The organism is Actinoplanes couchii (assembly GCF_016862075.1).
Lineage (GTDB): Bacteria > Actinomycetota > Actinomycetes > Mycobacteriales > Micromonosporaceae > Actinoplanes > Actinoplanes couchii.
In genome coordinates this window covers 59,296-78,371 of the sequence record NZ_BOMG01000007.1, presented here as the reverse complement: position 1 = coordinate 78,371, position 19,076 = coordinate 59,296, and the positions used below count along the sequence as shown (strand labels likewise).

The 19,076-nt window shown below is 70.3% G+C and carries 19 protein-coding genes; 8 read left to right on the top strand and 11 right to left on the bottom strand.

Features of this window, described 5'->3' with window-relative positions:
* The 6 genes from Aco03nite_RS02100 to uxaC all read right to left on the bottom strand — a co-directional run.
* Positions 1 to 1,173 (bottom strand): hypothetical protein (locus tag Aco03nite_RS02100; protein ID WP_203792840.1); only part of this gene is annotated, 1,173 nt, incomplete at its 3' end.
* 127 nt (positions 1,174 to 1,300) lie between these two features.
* The gene (locus Aco03nite_RS02095; protein WP_203792839.1) at positions 1,301 to 1,864 is read right to left on the bottom strand and encodes a fascin domain-containing protein; all 564 of its coding nucleotides are present in this window, start codon (positions 1,862 to 1,864) and stop codon (positions 1,301 to 1,303) included.
* 99 nt (positions 1,865 to 1,963) lie between these two features.
* Positions 1,964 to 3,274, bottom strand: a complete 1,311-nt coding sequence (locus Aco03nite_RS02090) for a pectate lyase family protein (protein ID WP_203792838.1) — start codon at positions 3,272 to 3,274, stop codon at positions 1,964 to 1,966.
* Positions 3,275 to 3,294: 20 nt separating this feature from the next.
* Entirely contained in the window at positions 3,295 to 4,374 is a 1,080-nt protein-coding gene (locus Aco03nite_RS02085) for a Gfo/Idh/MocA family protein (RefSeq protein WP_203792837.1), read from the bottom strand.
* Complete coding sequence (locus Aco03nite_RS02080) at positions 4,371 to 5,801, bottom strand: mannitol dehydrogenase family protein (RefSeq protein WP_203792836.1); 1,431 nt, start codon at positions 5,799 to 5,801, stop codon at positions 4,371 to 4,373. The genes Aco03nite_RS02085 and Aco03nite_RS02080 overlap by 4 nt, the downstream gene beginning before the upstream one ends.
* Positions 5,798 to 7,207, bottom strand: coding sequence for a glucuronate isomerase (uxaC, locus tag Aco03nite_RS02075; RefSeq protein WP_203792835.1), 1,410 nt, complete (start codon positions 7,205 to 7,207; stop codon positions 5,798 to 5,800). Before uxaC ends, Aco03nite_RS02080 begins: the two co-directional genes overlap by 4 nt.
* Positions 7,208 to 7,429: 222 nt before the next feature.
* On the opposite strand from uxaC, the gene Aco03nite_RS02070 reads away from it, so the two are divergent.
* Genes Aco03nite_RS02070 through Aco03nite_RS02050 form a run of 5 tightly spaced genes read left to right on the top strand, consistent with a single transcriptional unit; the run spans position 7,430 to position 12,196 of the window.
* Positions 7,430 to 8,455, top strand: coding sequence for a LacI family DNA-binding transcriptional regulator (locus tag Aco03nite_RS02070; protein ID WP_203792834.1), 1,026 nt, complete (start codon positions 7,430 to 7,432; stop codon positions 8,453 to 8,455).
* Positions 8,456 to 8,464: 9 nt separating this feature from the next.
* Positions 8,465 to 9,757 (top strand): ABC transporter substrate-binding protein, encoded by a 1,293-nt coding sequence (locus Aco03nite_RS02065; protein ID WP_203792833.1) that lies wholly within the window; start codon positions 8,465 to 8,467, stop codon positions 9,755 to 9,757.
* 11 nt (positions 9,758 to 9,768) lie between these two features.
* Positions 9,769 to 10,743 (top strand): carbohydrate ABC transporter permease, encoded by a 975-nt coding sequence (locus Aco03nite_RS02060; protein WP_203792832.1) that lies wholly within the window; start codon positions 9,769 to 9,771, stop codon positions 10,741 to 10,743.
* Complete coding sequence (locus Aco03nite_RS02055) at positions 10,743 to 11,579, top strand: carbohydrate ABC transporter permease (RefSeq protein WP_203792831.1); 837 nt, start codon at positions 10,743 to 10,745, stop codon at positions 11,577 to 11,579. Before Aco03nite_RS02060 ends, Aco03nite_RS02055 begins: the two co-directional genes overlap by 1 nt.
* On the top strand, positions 11,576 to 12,196 hold the full coding sequence (locus Aco03nite_RS02050) for a hypothetical protein (protein ID WP_203792830.1): 621 nt from the start codon (positions 11,576 to 11,578) through the stop codon (positions 12,194 to 12,196). The genes Aco03nite_RS02055 and Aco03nite_RS02050 overlap by 4 nt, the downstream gene beginning before the upstream one ends.
* On the opposite strand, the gene Aco03nite_RS02045 is transcribed toward Aco03nite_RS02050, so the two are convergent.
* A complete protein-coding gene (locus tag Aco03nite_RS02045) occupies positions 12,161 to 13,480 on the bottom strand; it encodes a hypothetical protein (protein WP_203792829.1) in 1,320 nt (439 codons plus the stop codon). The genes Aco03nite_RS02050 and Aco03nite_RS02045 overlap by 36 nt on opposite strands.
* Before the next feature lie 26 nt (positions 13,481 to 13,506).
* A complete protein-coding gene (locus Aco03nite_RS02040; RefSeq protein WP_203792828.1) occupies positions 13,507 to 14,778 on the bottom strand; it encodes a TolB-like translocation protein in 1,272 nt (423 codons plus the stop codon).
* A 109-nt stretch (positions 14,779 to 14,887) separates the two neighbouring features.
* On the opposite strand from Aco03nite_RS02040, the gene Aco03nite_RS02035 reads away from it, so the two are divergent.
* Together Aco03nite_RS02035 and Aco03nite_RS02030 are read left to right on the top strand one after the other, a co-directional pair.
* Complete coding sequence (locus Aco03nite_RS02035; protein WP_203792827.1) at positions 14,888 to 15,130, top strand: GNAT family N-acetyltransferase; 243 nt, start codon at positions 14,888 to 14,890, stop codon at positions 15,128 to 15,130.
* A 3-nt stretch (positions 15,131 to 15,133) separates the two neighbouring features.
* Positions 15,134 to 16,144, top strand: coding sequence for a DUF4253 domain-containing protein (locus Aco03nite_RS02030; RefSeq protein WP_275415800.1), 1,011 nt, complete (start codon positions 15,134 to 15,136; stop codon positions 16,142 to 16,144).
* A gap of 6 nt (positions 16,145 to 16,150) precedes the next feature.
* Here Aco03nite_RS02030 and Aco03nite_RS02025 read toward each other — a convergent pair whose 3' ends face one another.
* The gene (locus Aco03nite_RS02025; RefSeq protein ID WP_203792825.1) at positions 16,151 to 16,618 is read right to left on the bottom strand and encodes an Lrp/AsnC family transcriptional regulator; all 468 of its coding nucleotides are present in this window, start codon (positions 16,616 to 16,618) and stop codon (positions 16,151 to 16,153) included.
* A 125-nt stretch (positions 16,619 to 16,743) separates the two neighbouring features.
* Between Aco03nite_RS02025 and ald the strand changes: the two genes are divergently transcribed.
* Complete coding sequence (ald, locus tag Aco03nite_RS02020) at positions 16,744 to 17,862, top strand: alanine dehydrogenase (protein ID WP_203792824.1); 1,119 nt, start codon at positions 16,744 to 16,746, stop codon at positions 17,860 to 17,862.
* A gap of 12 nt (positions 17,863 to 17,874) precedes the next feature.
* Here the strand turns inward: ald and Aco03nite_RS02015 are convergent, their stop codons facing one another.
* Together Aco03nite_RS02015 and Aco03nite_RS02010 are read right to left on the bottom strand one after the other, a co-directional pair.
* Positions 17,875 to 18,057, bottom strand: coding sequence for a hypothetical protein (locus Aco03nite_RS02015; RefSeq protein WP_203792823.1), 183 nt, complete (start codon positions 18,055 to 18,057; stop codon positions 17,875 to 17,877).
* Between the two features lie 133 nt (positions 18,058 to 18,190).
* On the bottom strand, positions 18,191 to 19,018 hold the full coding sequence (locus tag Aco03nite_RS02010) for a MetQ/NlpA family ABC transporter substrate-binding protein (protein WP_203792822.1): 828 nt from the start codon (positions 19,016 to 19,018) through the stop codon (positions 18,191 to 18,193).
* Positions 19,019 to 19,076 lie beyond the last annotated feature (58 nt).

The window sequence follows — 19,076 nt, the reverse complement described above, 5'->3', positions numbered from 1 at the left end:
GAGGTCGGGCTTGGCGGCGTTGCGGCCGATCGCGGTCTCCATCCGGTTGATGGTGGAGAGGCGCTTGTCGGCCAGCGGGCCGAGGATCGCGTTGTCGATGAACGCGGCGCCACCCTGACCGGCCGAGCTCTTGATCCGGGCGTTGGCCTCGTCGATCTGGGTCTGCAGCAGGGCCAGGTTGCGGTCGATCTCGGCCTGGGCCTGCGCCGGGATCGCCACGTTGATGACGACGTCCGGGCAGTTCACGGTCCCGGTGCCGTCGTTGACGCCACCGGCGTTGTTGTTGCCACCGCCGTTGTTGCCACCGTTGTTCGCCGGGGCCTCGGTGGTCGGGGCGGCGGTCGGCTCCTCGGCGGCCTCGTCACCACCGGCGCCGGCCTCGTTCAGGGAGCAGGGGGCGAGGCCCTCGGCGTCGAGGTCGGGCTTGGCGGCGTTGCGGCCGATCGCGGTCTCCATCCGGTTGATGGTCGCGAACCGCTTGTCCTCCAGCGGGCCGAGGATCGCGTTGTCGATGAACGCGGCGCCACCCTGGCCGACGGTGTTCTTCAGGCGGGTGTTGGCCTCGGAGATCTGGGTGTCCAGCAGGGCGAGGTTGCGGTCGATCTCGGCCTGCGCCTGCGCCGGGATCGCCACGTCGATGACGACCTCGGGGCAGTTCACGGTCGGGACGTCGGCGACCACGGCGGCGCCGGACGAGGCAGCGGCCTCGGGCACCTCGGTGGGCTCCGGCGAGACGTCGCCGCCACCGTTCTCGTTGAGGGTGCAGCCGGACAGGCCCTCGGCGTTCAGGTCCGGCTTGTCGATGACCCGGCCGATCGCCGTCTCGATCCGGTTGATCGTGGAGAACCGCTTGTCCTTCAGCGGGCCGAGGATCGCGTTGTCGATGAACGCGGCGCCGCCCTGACCCTGGGTGGTCCGGATCCGGTTGTTGGCCTCGGTGATCTGCGTGTTCAGCAGCTGGAGGTTGCGGGCGACCTCGTCCTGCGCCTGGGCCGGGACGGCGCCCAGCTTGTCGGCGACGGTGGGACAGTTGACCGTGGGGATCGCGTCACCCTCGGCCGCGGCGGCGACACCCAGGCCCGCACCGACGATCGCCACAGCGACACCGGCCACCCCGGCGACGCGCCAGCGCCGGTTGTTGGATCCACCAGTGTTGCTCCGGTACCGCTTCATGATGAGTGCCCTCCTCGTCGAACCGCTCTCTCGAGGGGTCCATACGGGAACGCTCCCAACGACGGATCACCGAAGTTCGGAATAAAGGAAAACTTAAGAAACCAGGGGTGACCGCTTTAAATCAGGCTCACCAGGCGAAAGTCTCCTCGGCGCTCACGCTCGTCGCCCGGGCCCGCAACACTCCGTTGAGGTTTCCGGTGAAGGTGGTCTCGGCGGCGATCCAGCGCCTGGTGTCCCGGGCGTAGAACGAGAACTGCCCGCCGGGCGCGCTGTTGGAGTAGTACCGCTCCCAGCCCTCGACCTTGTTCGCCTGGGCGCGCAGCATGCCGTACCGGGCGCCGGCGTAGTCGAGTTCGGCCGAGACGTAGTCGTCGTTGGCCTGCGCCTTGATGTTGGTGATGCCGGTGTCCGGATCCCGGCAGACGGTGAACCGTTCCCATTTGCCGACGGTCAGCGCGCGGGCCCGGAGCGCGCCGTTGAGGGGCCCGGCCCAGCCGATCTCGGCGGAGACGTAGCGGCCGCTGGCCGTCGATCTGATGCTGAGGTCGCGCCAGCAGCGCACATCGGCCGATCCGGTCTCGGCGGCCACCTCCCGGCGCATCCGTTCCTGGAGGACGGTGGTGGCGGAGGCCGGCGCGGCGAGGCCGGCGAGCGGTAGGAGAGTGACGGCGAGAAGGACCGCAGAACGCATGTGAACCACCCGCGTAAGAACGCTTTACGGCGAATGGGGGTAAGCGTAGTTCCTCCGATTCCCGGCCCGTCGGGAAATCGGGCCGGGAATCGGAGGAGTTCACAGCCGGCCGGCCCCGGCGCCCCTGCCGACGACCGCCGGCACGTGGACCGTCGGGGTCACCGGACCGGCCCGCAGCACCGGGGTCCAGCCGGCGTCGGTGCCCAGGTCCGGGTCGTGGGTGGCGTTGTACTCGCCGACCAGGCTGACCGCCCGGATCGGGCCGGTGCCGGTGCGGGTCAGCGTGCCGATCTCGGTGATCGCCGTGCCGCCCCAGTCGTAGACCACGTCGTCGAGGGCCAGGTCGGCGCTGCGGAGCAGGAAGTTGTTCTCGGCGTATATGGCCGAGTAGACGCCTACTCCCCACGAGTACACATAGGTGTCCTCATCGGTCTGGTAGTACAGATTGTTGTAGACGTCGACCTGCCCGAAACGGACCCGGGGAACCCGTTGCCCGACATTGGCGAAACGGTTGTGGTGCAGGGTGACGCGCAGTTTTCCGAGATCGGCGCCGACGGTGTTGGTGGACCCGATCAGCATCGTCTTGTCGTGTTCCTGGAAATTGTTCCAGGAGACCGTCACGTGATCGGAGGCGCGGATGATGTCGAGCGCCCCGTCGTGCACCTGATAGGGCCGGCCCAGGTACAGCGGCTGGTTCGCGTCGACGTTGTTCCCGTCGCTGAACGAGTTGTGATCGGCCCACACGTGGGTCGCCCCGGTCAGCGTGATCAGGTCGTAGTTGGAGTTCCAGTTGCCTGTCGTGCCGTCGGTCGGATCCCACGCCGGGAAGCAGTCGGCGGCGTCCTCGAAGCGCACGTTGCGCACGATCACGTTGTCGACGTTCTGGATCAACAGGTTGCCGCCGATCAGGCGGGCGTTCGGCAGGCCGTAGATCGTGGTGTTGGCGCCGACCTTGAGCTGCACCCGCGCTGCCTGATTGCGTTGCGACCGGACCCGGGCGTCCTCGAGGGGCCCGGTGGGCCTGGTCGCGGTGCCCCACACCGCCGGGTCGTAGGCGGCCAGGTAACCGTCCAGGGTGTATTCCGGGTCGGCGTAGTCGGCGCAGGTCAGAGCGTTGCCGACGTCGTCCTCGTTGGCCCGGATCGTGCCCTTGATCAGCACGATCCGCGGGGTGGGGTCGGTGCCGCCGGCCAGGGCGGCGGCCAGTTCGGCGCGGTTGCGGACGACGAAGACGTTCGCGTCGTCGGCTGCCGACCCGCCGGTGGTGCCGGTGGTGGCGGCGGCCCATCCGTCGTTCGCGGGCAGGACGGCCCGGGCCTCGGCCGGAATTTTCGACGAGGCGGAAGCGGGGACTGCGGCGACACCGGCGGCGAGGACGAGGCCGACGGTCGCGGCGAGAGCGGTACGCACGGTTCTCCCTTCTGTTCTTCTCAAGCGGTCCAGGGCACCCCGAGTTCGGACGGCAACCGTCCGCTGCGGGCCACGTCCCGGACCACGTCGTCGATGCCGGTCACCACCGAGCCGCCGCCGTCCGGATGCGGCTCCAGGAACGCGGCCGGGATGGTCACCGGGGCGGGGGCGGTCACGATCGCTTCGACGACCGTGGTGAACCCGGCGGTCCGTTCCAGCGGCGCCAGCAGCCGTACGGTCGGGTCGTCCCGGTGTTCGATCAGGTTCTCCAGCAGCCCGGTACGGCCCGCCACGTGGGTGAAATCGGCTTCGCCGGGCAGGCGCAGCCGGTCGGTCGGGTACTCCAGGACCGCGCCGCCGACCTCGATCTCCCCGGCGATGAACACCTGCGAGGCGAGGGTCACGGCGATCGTGATCCGCCGCCCGTCCACCCCGGTGAGCCGCAGGAACGTGCTGTCGTCGGTCTCGATGTCGCGGGACCGGTAGCGTTCCAGCTCGATCGTCGCCGGGTGGAACGGGGCGGCGATCACCAGGGACTGCATCAGCGCGTGCGCGAACGGGTTGACCAGCGCCCCGTCCAGGACCGGCCGGCCGTCGACGGTCCGCCGCCCGGCCCACGGCGCGCGGCGGTAGTAGGTGTCCGGCCGCCACCAGGCCCCGGACACGCCGATGTCACCGGCCGGGTCGGCCGCGCTCAGTTTCGCCAGGGCCGCCGAGCCGAGGGCCTGGAACCCGATCTGCAGCACCCGGTTCCCGGCGGTGACCGCCGCCTGCAGCCGCTCGTGTTCGGCGAGCGACATCACCGGCGGTTTCTCCAGCAGCAGGTCGGCGCCGGCCGCGAAGACGTCCAGGGCCAGCGCCAGGTGGGTGTGCGGCGGGGTGCAGACGACCACCACGTCCGGCCAGGTGGTGGCGAGCATCTCGCCGTGGTCGGTGAAGAACGGCACCCCGTCCAGCGGTGCGTCCGGGTGCGGTTCGACCGGCTGCCGGTCGCAGATGCCGACCACGTTGATCCGGCCGTCGTCCCAGAGCCGTTGCAGGACCTTGCGGTGCCACAGGCCGTGCCCGCCCGCGCCGATCAGCGCGACCCGGGTGCTCACGCCAGGCTCCGGACGGTCGCCTCGACGCCGTGCCGTTCCAGGTCGCCGTACCAGCGGATCAGTTCGCGCCGCAGTTCGTCGTCGCCGGCCAGTTCGGCGGGGAAGATCTGGTCCAGGGCGAGCAGGGCGCCGACCACGCCGGCCGGGGTGTCCGGCGCGGCGGCGAGCGCGGCCCGGATCCGGTCGGCGAGCGGGTCGTCGAGCACCGCCGAGACCCGGGCCAGGCGCATCCAGGAGGCCAGCACGAACGCGGCGAGCACCGGGAGCGCTCCGGCACGACGGCGGTCGGTGATCGTACCCAGGAGGCGGTGGGGAAGTTTTTGACTGCCGTCCATCGCGACCTGGACGTTGGTGTGCCCGAGTTCGCGATTGGCGAAGCGCTCCAGGGAGGTGTCGCCGTAGCCGATCACGGTGACGCCGTCCGGCGGCCGGACGGTGGGCGCGACGTCCTCGGCGACGAACCGGCGCAGCAGCGCGGGCAGGCCGGGGATCTCCAGGGAGTCGGCGATCAGCTCCCGTCCGGCGATCACCCCGAGGTAGGCGCAGGCCGAGTGGACCGCGTTGAGGGCCCGCAGTTTCAGGTCCTCCCAGCCGGTGACGTCGTCGGTCATGATCGCGCCGACGCCGTCCCAGCCGGGCCGCCCGCCGGGGAAGTCGTCCTCGATCACCCACTGCAGGAAGGGTTCGGCGACGACCGGGGCCGCGTCGTCGGCGCCGAGCGCGAGGGCGGCGCGGCGCCTGTGGTCCGGGCTGGTGGCCGGCACGATCCGGTCGACCATGGTGGCCGGGAAGGCGACCCCGGCCGGCAGCGTGGCCCCGGCGACCTCCAGGGCCTGCTCGACCAGGCCACGGATCCGGGGGCCGTTGCCGCGCAGGTTGTCGCAGCAGAGCACGGTCAGCGGTCCGCCACCGGCGGCGTTGCGCCGCAGGATCCCACGAGCCAGCAGCGCCGGTACGGTCGTCGGCGGCGCCGCTCCGGTGAGCTGGGCCCGTAGCTCGTCGTCGAGCAGCAGCCGTCCGGCCGGGTCGAGCCGGTAGGCCTTTTCGGTCACCGTCATCGACACGATCCGGATGCCGGGGTCGGCGATCGCCGCGACCACGCCGTGCGGGTCACCGGCCGCGTGCCCGAACCCGGCGAGGATGCCGACCGCCTTGGCCCGGTCGCCGGTGCCGTCCACGGTGAGCACGCTGTAGAGCCCGTCCTGGGCCCGCAGCTTGTCGAGGATCTCCCGGGATCGGGGCGCGACGCCGACGATGCCCCAGTCCCCGCCGGACCGGGCGACCGCGGCTTCGGTGTAAACCGCCTGGTGGGCGCGGTGGAAGGCGCCGAGACCGAGGTGGACGATGCCGGGCCAGACCGAGCCGGGCACGACGGCGGGCCGGTTCTCCGGCTTGAGCGAGTCGAGTGTCGCACGCTGGAGAGTCATAGCCGGAAGACCTTCTTGGGCAGGTGGTACGCCAGGTCGGCGATGGTCTCGGCGGCCTCGTCCAGCGGCAGCGTGCCCTCGGCGACCAGCCGGGCGAGGTATCCGGCGTCGATCCGGCGGGCCACGTCGTGCCGGGCCGGGATGGAGCAGAATGCCCGGGTGTCGTCAACGAAACCGGAGGTGTTGTAGAAGCCGGCCGTCTCGGTGACCGTCTCCCGGAACCGGCGCAGGCCCTCCGGGCTGTCCAGGAACCACCAGGGCGCGCCCAGGTAGAGCGACGGGTAGCCGCCGGCGAGCGGGGCGAGTTCCCGGCTGAACGCGGTCTCGTCCAGGGTGTAGAGCACGATCCGCAGCCGGGGGTCGGTGCCGTGCGCGTCCAGCAGCGGGCGCAGCGCGTGCACGTAGTCGGTGGCCGACGGGATGTCGCCGCCGGTGTCGCGGCCGTGCCGTTCGTACAGCGCGGTGTTGTGGTTGCGCACCGAACCCGGGTGCAACTGCATGACCAGGCCGTCGTCCAGCGACATCCGGGCGAACTCGGTCAGCATGTGCCCGCGGAACACCTCGGCCTCGGCCGCGTCCGTCCCGCCGCCGAGGGCCTTGCGGTAGAGGACCGCGGCGTCGGCGTCGTCCAGGACCACGGTGTTCGCGGTCAGGTGGCCGTGATCGGAACTGGTCGCGCCTGCTTCGATGAACGCCTGCCGGCGGCTGCGCAGCGCGGCCAGGAACCCGGACCACGTGCCGACGTCCAGCCCGGTGAGCGCGCCCAGGTCGGCGACCCGCCCGGCCCAGCCCGGCCACTCCGGGTCGACCAGGTTGTCCGGGCGGAACGTGGTGATCACCCGGCCGCCCGGCCCGCCCCAGCCGTCGGCGGCCAGTTTCGCGTGCGCGTGCAGCTCGTCGAGAGGGCTCTCGGTGGTGGCGAGGACCTCGATGTTGAAGCGGGTGAAGAGGGCGCGGGGCCGGTACTCCGGCTCGGCGAGACGGGCGCTCAGCTCGTCGTAGATCTCGTCCGCCGTACCCGCGGAAAGGCTTGGGGAGATGCCGAAGACCTCGGCGAGCACCTTCTCGGTCCAGAGTCGCGACGGGGTGCCGCGGAACAGCTTCCAGTTCTCCGCGAGCAGCCGCCAGATCGCCCGGCCGTCGGTCTCCACGTCGGAGCCGTCCACGCTGGGCACCCCGAGGCGGGCCGGTGGGATGCCCTGGCTGGCCAGCATGCGGGTGACGTAGTGGTCGGGCACCACGAACAGCCGGGCCGGGTCGGGGAACGGCACGTCGTCGGCGAGCAGCACCGGGTCGACGTGCCCGTGTGGGCTGATCAGGGGCAGGTCCTTGGCGTGCAGGTACAGCTCACGCGCGATCCGCCGCTGGATCGGTTCGGCGGGGAACAGATGGTTCTCGTCGGTCACCTGAGGTCCTAAGCCAGTCGGCAAACGTTTGCAACAGATTACGGAGTAGAGCACGACGAAAGTCAATGCATGTCGCCTCTTTGTCCAGATTTGGATGCACTACGTGATCATCAGGCAACAGAGAGGACATAGAAGGGCGTTGACACCACCGCAACCGTTTGCATTAATGGCTGTCACCGAGAGACCCGGGTCACACTCCGGGTCGCTGTCAAGGAGGACACCGTGGCTGTGACGATCCGTGACGTCGCTCGAGCGTCCGGCGTGCACATCTCCACGGTGTCGCGCACGTTCTCCGCACCGCACCTGGTCAACCCCGAGACCCGGTCCCGGGTGCTGGCCACCGCGGAGCAGCTCGGCTACCGCCCGAACCGGGCGGCCCGGGCACTGATCACCGGACGAACCCACAACATCGGCCTGATCGTGGCCGACATCGCCAACCCTTTCTTCCCGCCTCTGATCAAGGCGGCCGAGACCCACGCCCGGCGGCGGGACTACCACGTCTTCGTCGCCGACACGGACGAGGATCCGATCGTCGAGCTCGACCTGGTGCAGGCCCTGGCCAAGCAGGTCGACGGGATCCTCCTGTGCAGCCCCCGGATGACCGACGACCAGATAGAACAGCTGCGCCGCGAGGTGCCGCTGGTCGTCGTCAACCGCCTGATCACCGGCCTGCCGGCAGTGGTCATGGACGTGGGGCACGGCGCCCGGGAAGCCGTACGTCACCTGCTCGCCCTCGGGCACCGCGACCTGGTCTACCTGGCCGGGCCGCGGAGCTCGTGGACCAACCGGGAGATCCGCCGCGCCGCCGGGGCCACCGCCCGGGCGGCCGGCGCCGATCTGACCGTCCTCGGCCCGAACCATCCGGTCGAACAGACCGGCGCCGCCGCGGCCGAGGCGGTGCTCGCCACCGGCGCCACCGCGGTGCTCGCCTACAACGACCTGATGGCGATCGGCCTGCTGCAGGCGTTGCAGGACCGCGGGGTGGACGTACCCGGGCAGGTGAGTGTCGTCGGGATCGACGACATCGCGTACAGCGGCCTGGTCCGGCCCCGGCTGACCACCGTGGCCACCCCGACCGCGGCCGCCGGCCGTGCCGCCGTCGACATGCTGCTGCAGCAGGGCGACGACGGGGCGACCGGGCAGGTCACCCTCCGGACCGACTTGATCATTCGCAACTCCACCGGCCCGGGGCCGTACGCCCCGGCCGTAGCGATCGACGCTGAGGTTGCCGCAACCGTCAAGGAGTGACGAACCCCCATGACCGCATCCCGATTTCCCCGGCGCCGCCTGCTCAGCGGCCTCGTCGCCGGAATGCTCGCCCTCCCCCTGGCCCTCGGTGGCTGTGGTGGCGAGGAGTCCAAGGACGACGGCAAGGTCGAACTGAGCTTCTTCTGGTGGGGCGCCGAGGCCCGCGCCCAGCTCACCGAGCAGGCGCTCGCCCTTTACACGGCCAAGCACCCGGAGGTCACGTTCAAGAAGACGTGGCAGGCCAACCAGGGCTACTTCGACAAGCTGGCCACGCTGACGGCCGGCGGTGACGCCCCGGACATCTTCCAGATCGACGACAACTACCTCGCCGAGTACGCCACCCGCAACGTCACGCTGGACCTCGCCGAGTACCAGAAGTCCGGGAAACTGGACACCACCAAGTTCCCGGAGGGCCTGCTCACCTACGGCACCGTCGACGGCAAGCTGGCCGGGCTGCCGTTCGGCGAGAACACCCAGGGCCTGGTCTACAACCAGACCAAGCTGGAGGCGGCCAAGGTCGCCCTGCCCACCACCGGGCAGACCTGGGAGCAGCACATCGCCTGGGCCAAGGACGCGGCCGCCAAGACCGGTGTCCCCGGCACCATGGACCCGAGCGCCGACTACAAGGCGTTCTGGGTGTGGCTGCGGCAGACCGGCAAGGAGCTGTACAACGGCAAGGAGCTCGGCTTCACCCAGGCCGACGTGCAGGCCTGGTTCGAGCTGTGGAAGGGCGCGCGGGACGCCAAGGCCACCCCGACCGCGGACGTGATCCACGAGGGCAACGCCACCGACGTCAGCAAGCAGCTGGTCGTCACCGGCAAGGCGCTCACCTCGTGGGTGTGGGCCAACCAGATGCCCGAGCTGCAGAAGAACACCAAGGACCAGCTCGCGGTGATCGCGTACCCGGGTGACGCGTCCAAGCAGTGGCCGCGCGCCTCGATGTACTTCTCGGTGTTCCGCGGCAGCGAGCACAAGGACACCGCCGCCGACGTGCTGAACTTCCTGGCCAACGACCCGGAGGTGGGCAAGATCCTGGGCACCGACCGGGGTCTGCCGTCCAACACCGACATCCGGGCCGACGTCGCCGCCTCCACCGACAACCCGTCGATGAAGCAGACCATCGAGGTCGTCGCCGAGCTGGCGAAGAACTTCGGCCCGGCGCCCACCGTGCCGCCGGCCGGTCACAGCACCGTCCGCTCCGAACTGATCAAGGCCGCCGAGGAGGCCCAGTACGGACGCGCCACCCCCGCCCAGGCCGCCGAGAAGTTCTTCACCGCCGCGCAGGCCGCGATCAAGAAGTGAGTTCTGGTCCCATGGCTACCACCACGGCCCGGCCCTCGCCGACCGCGCCGACGACCGGTCCCGCCGCCACGCGGCGGGGCCGGCCCGCGCGGCACAAGGCGGAGGGCACAGCCGGTTACGTCTTCCTCTCCCCCTGGCTCCTCGGGCTGCTGACCATCACCGCGGTCCCGATGCTGATGTCGCTCTACCTGAGCTTCACCAACTACGACGTCCTCTCCGACTGGGAGTCGATGGAGTGGGTGGGGCTGGACAACTACCGCACCATGTTCACCGAGGACCCGTCGTTCTGGCACGCGGTCCAGACCACGCTGACGTTCGCCCTGGTCGCGACGCCGCTCAAGCTGGCCGCCGCGCTCGGGGTGGCGGTGCTGCTGAACCGCTCGTTCACCGGGGCCGGCCTGTTCCGCGGCCTGTTCTACCTGCCGTCGCTGCTCGGCGGCAGCGTGGCGCTGGCCATCGTCTGGGTCAGCATGTTCAACCGGGACGGCGCGGTCAACTCGTTCCTGGGCTGGTTCGGCATCGAGGGCAAGGCCTGGGTCAACGACCCCGACTACGCGCTCGGCACCCTGATCCTGCTGGCGGTGTGGCAGTTCGGCGCCCCGATGGTGATCTTCCTGGCCGGTCTCAAACAGGTGCCGGTCGAGCTGTACGAGGCGGCCGAGGTGGACGGGGCCGGACCGGTCCGCAAGTTCCTCAGCATCACCCTGCCGATGCTGTCCCCGGTGATCTTCTTCAACCTGGTGCTCGAGACGATCAACGGTTTCCAGGGCTTCACCTCGGCGTTCGTGCTCAGCAACGGCACCGGCGGCCCGGTCGACTCGACCCTCATGTACACGCTGCACCTCTACATCAAGGGCTGGAACGAGTACCAGATGGGCTACGCCTCGGCGATGGCCTGGGTGTTCCTGCTCGCTATCGGCCTGGTCACCGCCGTCGTCTTCCGTACCGGCAGGTTCTGGGTGCACTACTCGGACGGAGAAGACTGATGACCCTGCGGCGCCTGGCCCGGCCGATCACGCTGGTCCTGCTCACGGCGGTGGTGCTCTACCCGCTGGTGTGGATGTTCGGCAGCTCGTTCAAGGCCCAGTCCGAGGTCCTGAACAACATGTCGATCTTCCCGGACGAATGGACACCCGCCAACTACACCGCGGGCTGGACCAACTTCGACGTCAGCTTCGGCCGGTTCTTCGTCAACAGCGCGCTCGTGGCCGGCCTGACCGTGGTCGCGAACTGCGTGTCCTGCCTGCTGGCGGCGTACGCCTTCGCCCGGCTGAAGTTCCGGCTGCGCGGCTTCTGGTTCGCCATCATGATCGGCACCCTGCTGCTGCCCGGCCATGTGCTGATCGTGCCGCAGTTCGTCATGTTCAAGACGTTCGGCTGGGTCGGCGGCGACTGGCCGTACGCCCCGCTGATCGTCCCGCAACTACTGGCCACCGAGGCGTTCTTCGTCTTCCTGATGGTCCAGTTCATGCGCGGTGTCCCCCGGGAACTGGACGAGGCCGCCACCATCGACGGCTGCACCCCGTACGGCGTCTTCCGGCACGTGATCCTGCCGCTGTCCCGCCCGGCCCTGGTCTCCACGGCGATCTTCTCGTTCATCTGGACCTGGAACGACTTCTTCCGGCAGCTCGTGTACCTGTCCGACCTGGAGAAGTACACCGCCCCGGTGGCACTGACCCTGTTCATCGACTCCAGCGGCCAGTCCTCGTGGGGCCCGATGTTCGCCATGTCCGTACTGTCGCTGGCCCCGGTCTTCCTGTTCTTCGTGGCCTTCCAGCGCATGCTCGTCGAGGGCATCAACACGTCGGGCCTGAAGGGATGACCGACCTCCGGTGGCCGGTCGACGAGGAGCCACGGACCCGGCCGGACTGGCGGGAACGGTTCGCCCTCGGCACCGACCTCGCCCTGATCGGGATCGTGGTCACGGTCGCCGGGCTGCCACTGCTGACCCTGCCGGCGGCGCTGGCCGCCGGCTCGGTCGCGGTCCACCACCGGTACACCACCGGCCGGCTGCCCGGGTTCCGTCCGCTGCTGCGCCGGTTCGGGCGGACCCTGCTGCCCGGGATCCCGTTCGCGGTGGCGGCGGCGCTGCTGCTGCTCGACCTGGTGGCGCTGAGCCGGGGCTGGGTGCCCGGCGGCGCCCCGGTCCTGGTGCTGACCACGGCGATCGTCGCCTGGCTGGCCGGCGCCGCCACCCTGATCCTGGTGGGTGTCGGCCGGGACACCACCGCCCCGGCCAGCTGGGCCTGGCAGCAGGCGACGGCCCGCCCCTGGTCGGCGCTGGCCCCCGCACTGGCCGGCGCCCTGGCGTTCTTCCTGGCGCTGTCGATGCCGGCGACGATTCCGCTGGTCATCGGCTTCCACCTGTTCGCCGCCCATGTGATCAGTGATCGGCTGGCCCCGTCATCGCCGCCCACGGGAACGGGCCACCAACGCTGAGACCGCGAACGCCAGCAGGACCGAGACCTCGGCCCCGATCAGCACCACGATCACAACCGTGATCAGGTCGAAGTCGAACATCGGCGGGTCGCCGGGCCGGACCGCGCCGGACGCCAGCACCTCGTCCGGCACGTCCAGGGACTCCACGTCACCGGCGGCCCCGAAGTCGTCACCGGACAGCAGCACCGCCCCGGTGCCCAGTTCGACCAGGCTCGCCGTCCGGATCATGTCCTGGCTGGTCAGGTCGTCCTGGCCGCGCACGTCGTCGAAGAGGGTCACCGTGGCGTCCACGGTCGGCGTGTACTCGACGGCCACCGGGTGCCCGGACGTCCACCAGCCCAGCACCCGCAGCGCGTAGACCCCGTCCCGGCTCCACGACCGGCCGGTCGGCGCGCCGGCGTCGACCGCGATCTCGGTGACCGTCCACCGCACCGGATGGGTGCCGCAGTCACACTTCGCACCCGACACCACCAGCAGGTTCGCCCCGTCCCGCGTCCACGCCCCCTTGCCCGCCAGCCGGGCCCCGGCCGGGAGCGGCACGTCGACACCGGCGCCGTCGAGCGTGATCACGCGTACCGCCGCGCCGTTCTGATAGGCCAGCCGCGACCCGTCCGGTGAGAACGCCACCGTCCAACCGGGCAGGGCAGCGGGGGCCCGCAAGGCGGCGATCTCCCGGTTCGCGCCGGTCGCGGCATCCACCAGCAGCAGCCGTACGTCCGGAGAGAGGCCGTCGTGGTCGGTCCAGCCGGCCACCAGCACCGCCACCGACCGGCCGTCCGGGGACCACGCCTGCGGCTCGGCCTGCTCGTCCTCCGCCGACACGCCCTCGTATCTCACGACCCGCCCGGTCACCAGGTCGGCGATGCCCTCGTCGGCGGCCAGCCGCGACCCGTCCGGCGACAGCACCGTGCCCATCCCGGCCGCACCGTAGAGCTCGGACAGCCGGTAACTGTCGTCGGACCGCCCGACCAGCCCGATCAGCCAGCCCGACCCGTCCGGGAACCAGGTGTTCGACGTGTACAGCACGGACGCCGCCCCGATCGGCGACTCCAGGGCGTCCGCGGTCCACGGCGTCGGCGCACCCACCGTGGCCGGCACCGACCCGGCCCCCTGTGTGCGGGGTGTCCGGTCGCCACCGGCCGGTCTCCACTCCAGCAGCCCGGTGAGCCCGAGACAGGCCCCGAACACCGTCAGCACCATGGCCAGCACGGTCCACGCGACGACCCGGCCCGCCCAGAACGGCAGCACCGTCCGTCGCCGTACGTCACCTGCCCGGTCGTTCACGTCCTCCACCTCCGCGCGGGGTTCCGTCATCGCAGCGGCCTCGCCGATTCATGATCTCCGATGATCGCCCACCACCGGATGATCAGCCACCAGAGCAGGATCGTCAGGACCGCGGCGATCGAGATCCCGATCACGGTCAACGGGAGGAACACCAGCAGCCCCATGGTGAACAGCGGCGGATCCCCGGCCCGGACCGCGCCCGACGCCAGAACCCGGTCGGCGACGTCGAACGATTCCACGTCACCGCCACCCAGCGGCATTCCGGCGCCCGCCAGCAGCACCCGGCCGGAGTCCAGTCCGATCAGGCGAGCCTCGTCCACCGCGTTCTGACTCGTCAACCCGGACTGTTCCTCGCCGGTCCCGAAGAACGTCGGTGGTGTGCCGGCCGCCGCGGTGTACTCGGCGGCCACCGGCTCACCCGACGGCCACCAGCCCAGCACCCGCAGCGCGAAGACCCCGTCCCGGCTCCACGACCGCCCGGTCGGCGTGCCGGCGTAGGCCGCGATCTCGGTGACCGTCCACCGCACCGGGTAGCCCGCACACCCGCAACTCGCGCCGGAGACCACGAGCAGGTTCGCCCCGTCGGAGGACCAGGCGCCCTTACCGGCGAGCCGGGCCCCGGCCGGGAGCGGCACGTCGACACCGGCGCCGGCCGCGTCGAGTGTGATCACGCGTACCGCCGCGCCGTTCTGCACCGCCAGCCGCGTCCCGTCCGGGGAGAAGGCCACCGTCCATCCCGGCAGTGGCTCGTCCCCACCGATCCGGGCCAGCTCACGGATCTCCCCGGTACCCGGAACCAGCAGGTCGACCCCGGTGGACCCGGTGTCGCCGACCTCGACCAGGACCGCGATCGTGGCGCCGTCCGGGGACCAGGCCTGCGGACGCACCCAGAGGTCTTTCCACGCCGGCGGGTACTCCCGCAGAACATCGGTCGCCAGGTCGTGGATCCCCAGGCTGCTCGCCGCCCGGGTGCCGTCCGGGGACAGGATCTCGCCCATCCCGGCGGCCTCACCGTCGGTCGTGTACACCCGGTAGACGTCGTCACCGGCACCGACCAGGCCGGCGAGCAGGTCACGGTCGGAGAACCAGGTGTTCGACGTGTACAGCACCGACGCCGACCCGATCGGGGCCTGCTCCAGCAGCGGGGTCCACAGCGACGGCGCACCCACCACCGCCGGCAGGCTCGCGGAGCCCTGCGCGGGTGGCTGCTCCGGCCCGTCGGCCGGCGACCAGTTGATCAGCAACGGCATCGAGAACCAGGTGATCACCGCGGTGGCGACACCCACCAGCGCGGACACCACCGCCGTCCATCTCGCCCAGACGGGTAGCCGCCCAGTCCGCATTCCGTCCCCCGTGGTCCCGCTCCGATCGTCCTGACAACTTAGGTGATCATGTGAAGATGCTCGGATGGAGATCCGGGAAGCGACTGTCGCCGATATCACCGCCATCGTGGACATCGGTCACGCGACCTGGCCGGAGACCTACCGGTTCGCCGGCCCGGAGTACATCGCGCACGGTCTGGCCACCTGGTGGTCGCCCGAGGCGGTGGACCGCAGCCTGCGCACCACGACGGTCCTGGTCGCGGTCGGTGACTCCGGCCCGATCGCGACCGGCAACATCGATCTACGGGGCGAGATCCCGATCATCTGAAAGCTGTACGTCCACCCGGGCGCCCAGTCCACCGGCGTCGGCTCGGCGCTGATCCGGGCCCTGCTGGCGCTCGCCCCGAACCGCCCGGTGCGCCTCGAACACCTCGACGGCAACGACCGGGCCGCCCGTTTCTACGCGGCGCACGGTTTCACCGAGCTATGCCGGGAGCCGTCCGAACAACCTGATTGGCCCGACACCGTCTGGCTCGAGCGCTCCGGACTTCCGGCCGCCCGGGATCTCTCCGCGACTTCTCCGGCCGCCCCGGGTCTCCCCGCGACTTCTCCGGCCGTCGTCGATCTCCCCGCGACGGAGACGCTGTGTGTCACTCCGGGTGGGGTCGAGATCGCCGGATTCCGGTCCCAGGGGGACGAGGCGCTGCGGTGGTGGGAACGGCTGCGGCAGGCGTACCCGGAAAGTGGCTTGTGGCCCCTGATCCTGGAGACCGACACACCCGGCCTGATCGCGGAGACGGATCCCTATGACACCTTGGCCGATGCGCTGGCCGCGGCGGAGACGCTGGACGGGGCCGCCCTGCTTGCCGATTACGGTGCGCGACGACTGACAGGTGACTCGGAGTATGCCGTGGGGGTCCGGGCGGAACTGGCCGGCGAGGGCGCCTGGCCCGAGGACCCGGAGCAGCCGGGGTTCGGTCTGCCCTACAGCTGGGGCCGGCCGGAGCCGGTCCTGGTCGCCCTGGTGCCGGCGGCCGAACCGTGGCTGGTGCCGGTGACACTGCAGTTCGAGGGCTGGAACGGGTATCCCGGCCCGGCGGCCCACGCCGCGATCATGCGGTACTGGTATCAGCGGTACGGCGCCGAGCCGGTGATCATGAGTGGCGAGACCCTGCAGTACGCGGTCGCCCGCCCACCCGCCACCCGGGCCGACGCACTGGCCCTGGCCTGGGAATACCGCCAGTACAACGACGGCGAGTACGACCTGTACCACGCCGACACCCTGACCGACCTGGCCGGCGGCCTGCTGAACGCGCCGGTCTGGCGGATGTGGTGGGACTGAGCGGCGTCACGCTCCGCGGCGGTGCTCGAAGATCAGGTACGTCTCGGTGCCGGCGATCAGGCCGGTGCCGCTGAGCCGTTCGGTGATCACCGCGCGCAGGTCGTCGACGTCGGCGCAGGCCACGTGCAGCAGGAAGTCGTACGATCCGGAGATGAAGTAGACGTCCCGGACCGCGGGGATGCCGGCCAGCGACTCGGCGAACCGGCCGATCGCCTCGCGGGCGTCCGGCCGGATCCGCACCGCGATCATCGCCTGGATCGGGCGGCCGATCCACGCCGGGTCGACGTCGGCGTGGAAACCGCGGATCGCGCCGATCTCCCGCAGCCGCCGGATCCTGGTCAGGCAGGTGGACGGGGCGATGCCGACCCGGTCGGCGAGCGCGTTGTTCGGCATCCGGCCGTCGGCTTCCAGCAGGCTCAGCAGCTCCAGGTCGATGTGATCCAGACCTCGAACATCCTTCGGTACGTCGGTCAACGCGCGCCGCCGCTCAGCAGCAAATGCGCCACAGCCGTTACGAACAGAATCTTCTTCGTTCGGGTTGCCGGGATGCAGCACATCGTTTCACTCTAACGACAGTGGAGTCGGCGGAAGGAATCCTCATGCACATCGGCGTGCCATCAGAGGTCAAGAACCACGAGTACCGGGTGGCCATCACCCCGGCCGGCGTGGTCGAAGCGGTCCGGCACGGACACGAGGTGTCGGTGCAGTCCGGAGCCGGCACCGGGAGCTCGATCACCGACGACGACTTCGTGCGCGCGGGCGCCCGGATCCTTCCCGACGCGGATGCGGTGTGGGGCGCCGCCGACATGATCCTGAAGGTGAAGGAGCCGATCGCCGCCGAGTACCACCGTCTCCGCGAGGGGCAGGTCCTCTTCACCTATCTGCACCTGGCCGCCGACGCCGACGGCACCAAAGCACTGCTGACCAGCAGGACCACGGCCATCGCGTACGAGACCGTACAGCTCGCCGACGGGTCGCTCCCCCTGCTGGCGCCGATGTCCGAGGTCGCCGGGCGGCTCGCGCCACAGGTCGGCGCCTACAGTCTGATGCGTAACAGCGGCGGCCGTGGCGTGCTCCCCGGCGGTGTTCCCGGCGTCGCGCCGGCCGCCATCACGATCATCGGCGGCGGGGTCTCCGGGGTGAACGCGGCCACCATCGCGCTCGGTCTCGGCGCCGACGTCACGGTGCTCGACCTGAGCATCCCCCGGCTGCGGCAGATCGACGAACGGTTCGGCGGGCGGGTGAAGACGCTGGTGTCGAACTCGTACACCATCGAGCAGTCGGTGACCGGCGCCGACATGGTGATCGGCGCCGTCCTGGTGCCCGGCGCCAAGGCTCCCACCCTGGTCGGCAACGCGCTGGTCAAGCGGATGAAGCCGGGGTCGGTGCTGGTCGACATCGCCATCGACCAGGGCGGCTGCTTCGAGGACTCCCGGCCGACCACCCACGAGAACCCGGTTTACCAGGTGCACGACTCGGTCTTCTACTGTGTGGCCAACATGCCGGGTGCGGTCCCGAACACGTCGACCTACGCCCTGACCAACGCCACTCTGCCGTACGTCCTACGCCTGGCCGATCTGGGCTGGCGCGACGCATTGCGCGCCGACCCGGCCCTGGCCCTGGGGCTGAACGCGCATCACGGCGCCCTCACCAACGACCTGGTGGGCACGGCGCTGGGCCTGCCGACCGAGACGATCTCCACCGTCCTGACCGCCTGAACCACCCGGGTCTCAGGCGGCGGTGTGCAGGGCCCGCTCGTGCTCGAGGCTCAGGGCCGTCGCGGGGTGCTGGTCCGGGCGGCGGGTGTCGACCAGCTCGATGACGTCGTCGGGGAGGATGCGCGGGGGCAGGATGCCGAAGCGCTCGGTGCGGAGCCGCGCGGCGACCTCGGCGGGTCCGGTCTGTTCAGCCATGGCTTGATGATGCGCCTGGTCAGGTCTGTTGAATAGAGCTTTGAAAAGAGCAGCGCCCCGGGCCGCCGATGGGCGACGGACCGGGGCGCCGGTGCTGTTTTTTCTCCCGGATCAGAACGCGGCTTCTCCCGGATCAGAACGCGGCCAGCACGGAACCCTGGTACTTGTCCTCGATGAACTTCTTGACCTCGGCGGAGTGCAGCAGCTTCTCCAGCTTGACGATCTTCTCGTTCGTCTCGTCGCCGGTGCGGACCACGACCAGGTTCGCGTACGGGTTGTCGTCACCGGTCTCCAGCGCCAGCGAGTCGGTGGCCGGCTTGAGACCGGTCTCGATCGCGTAGTTGCCGTTGATCACCGAGATCGCGGTGTCCTCCAGGCTGCGCGGGAGCTGGGCCGCCTCGAGCGCCTTGAACTGCAGGTTCTTCGGGTTGGCGGTGATGTCCTTCTCGGTCGCCTTGACGCCGACGCCGTCCTTGAGGGTGATCAGGCCGTTCTTGGCGAGCAGGTTGAGCGAACGGCCCGAGTTCGACGGGTCGTTCGGGATCGCGACGACGCCACCGTTCGGGACGTCGGCGATCGCCTTGACCGTCTTGGAGTAGACGCCGAGGGGCTCGATGTGCACCGGCTTGAGCGCGGTGAACTTGTAGCCCTTGGTGGCGACCTCCTCCTCCAGGTACGGGATGTGCTGGAAGTAGTTGGCGTCCAGCTGCTTCTCGCTGAGGGCGACGTTCGGCTGGATGTAGTCGTTGAACTCGGTGATCTCGATCTTCAGGCCCTCGGCGGCGGCCAGGTTGTCCGCGACGTACTTGAGGATCTCACCGTGCGGGACCGGGCTGACGCCGACCTTGAGGGTGTCGGACGCCGCGCTGTCACCGGCGGCGTCGTCGGAGGAACCACAGGCGGCCAGGCCCAGGGTGAGGGTGGTGGCGGCCAGGACGGCGGCGAAGGAGCGGCGGCGCATTTCTTTACCTTTCATTTCTATGGGCAAAACAGGAATTCGGACGGAACCCGGCGATATC

Coding starts and splice junctions, on each gene's coding strand:
- Aco03nite_RS02050 (WP_203792830.1), top strand. CDS start 11,576: ATGACCGACCTCCGGTGGCCGGTCGACGAGGAGCCACGGACCCGGCCG.
- Aco03nite_RS02095 (WP_203792839.1), bottom strand. CDS start 1,864: ATGCGTTCTGCGGTCCTTCTCGCCGTCACTCTCCTACCGCTCGCCGGC.
- Aco03nite_RS02080 (WP_203792836.1), bottom strand. CDS start 5,801: ATGACTCTCCAGCGTGCGACACTCGACTCGCTCAAGCCGGAGAACCGG.
- Aco03nite_RS02065 (WP_203792833.1), top strand. CDS start 8,465: ATGACCGCATCCCGATTTCCCCGGCGCCGCCTGCTCAGCGGCCTCGTC.
- Aco03nite_RS02035 (WP_203792827.1), top strand. CDS start 14,888: ATGGAGATCCGGGAAGCGACTGTCGCCGATATCACCGCCATCGTGGAC.
- Aco03nite_RS02015 (WP_203792823.1), bottom strand. CDS start 18,057: ATGGCTGAACAGACCGGACCCGCCGAGGTCGCCGCGCGGCTCCGCACC.
- ald (WP_203792824.1), top strand. CDS start 16,744: ATGCACATCGGCGTGCCATCAGAGGTCAAGAACCACGAGTACCGGGTG.
- Aco03nite_RS02055 (WP_203792831.1), top strand. CDS start 10,743: ATGACCCTGCGGCGCCTGGCCCGGCCGATCACGCTGGTCCTGCTCACG.
- Aco03nite_RS02060 (WP_203792832.1), top strand. CDS start 9,769: ATGGCTACCACCACGGCCCGGCCCTCGCCGACCGCGCCGACGACCGGT.
- Aco03nite_RS02010 (WP_203792822.1), bottom strand. CDS start 19,018: ATGCGCCGCCGCTCCTTCGCCGCCGTCCTGGCCGCCACCACCCTCACC.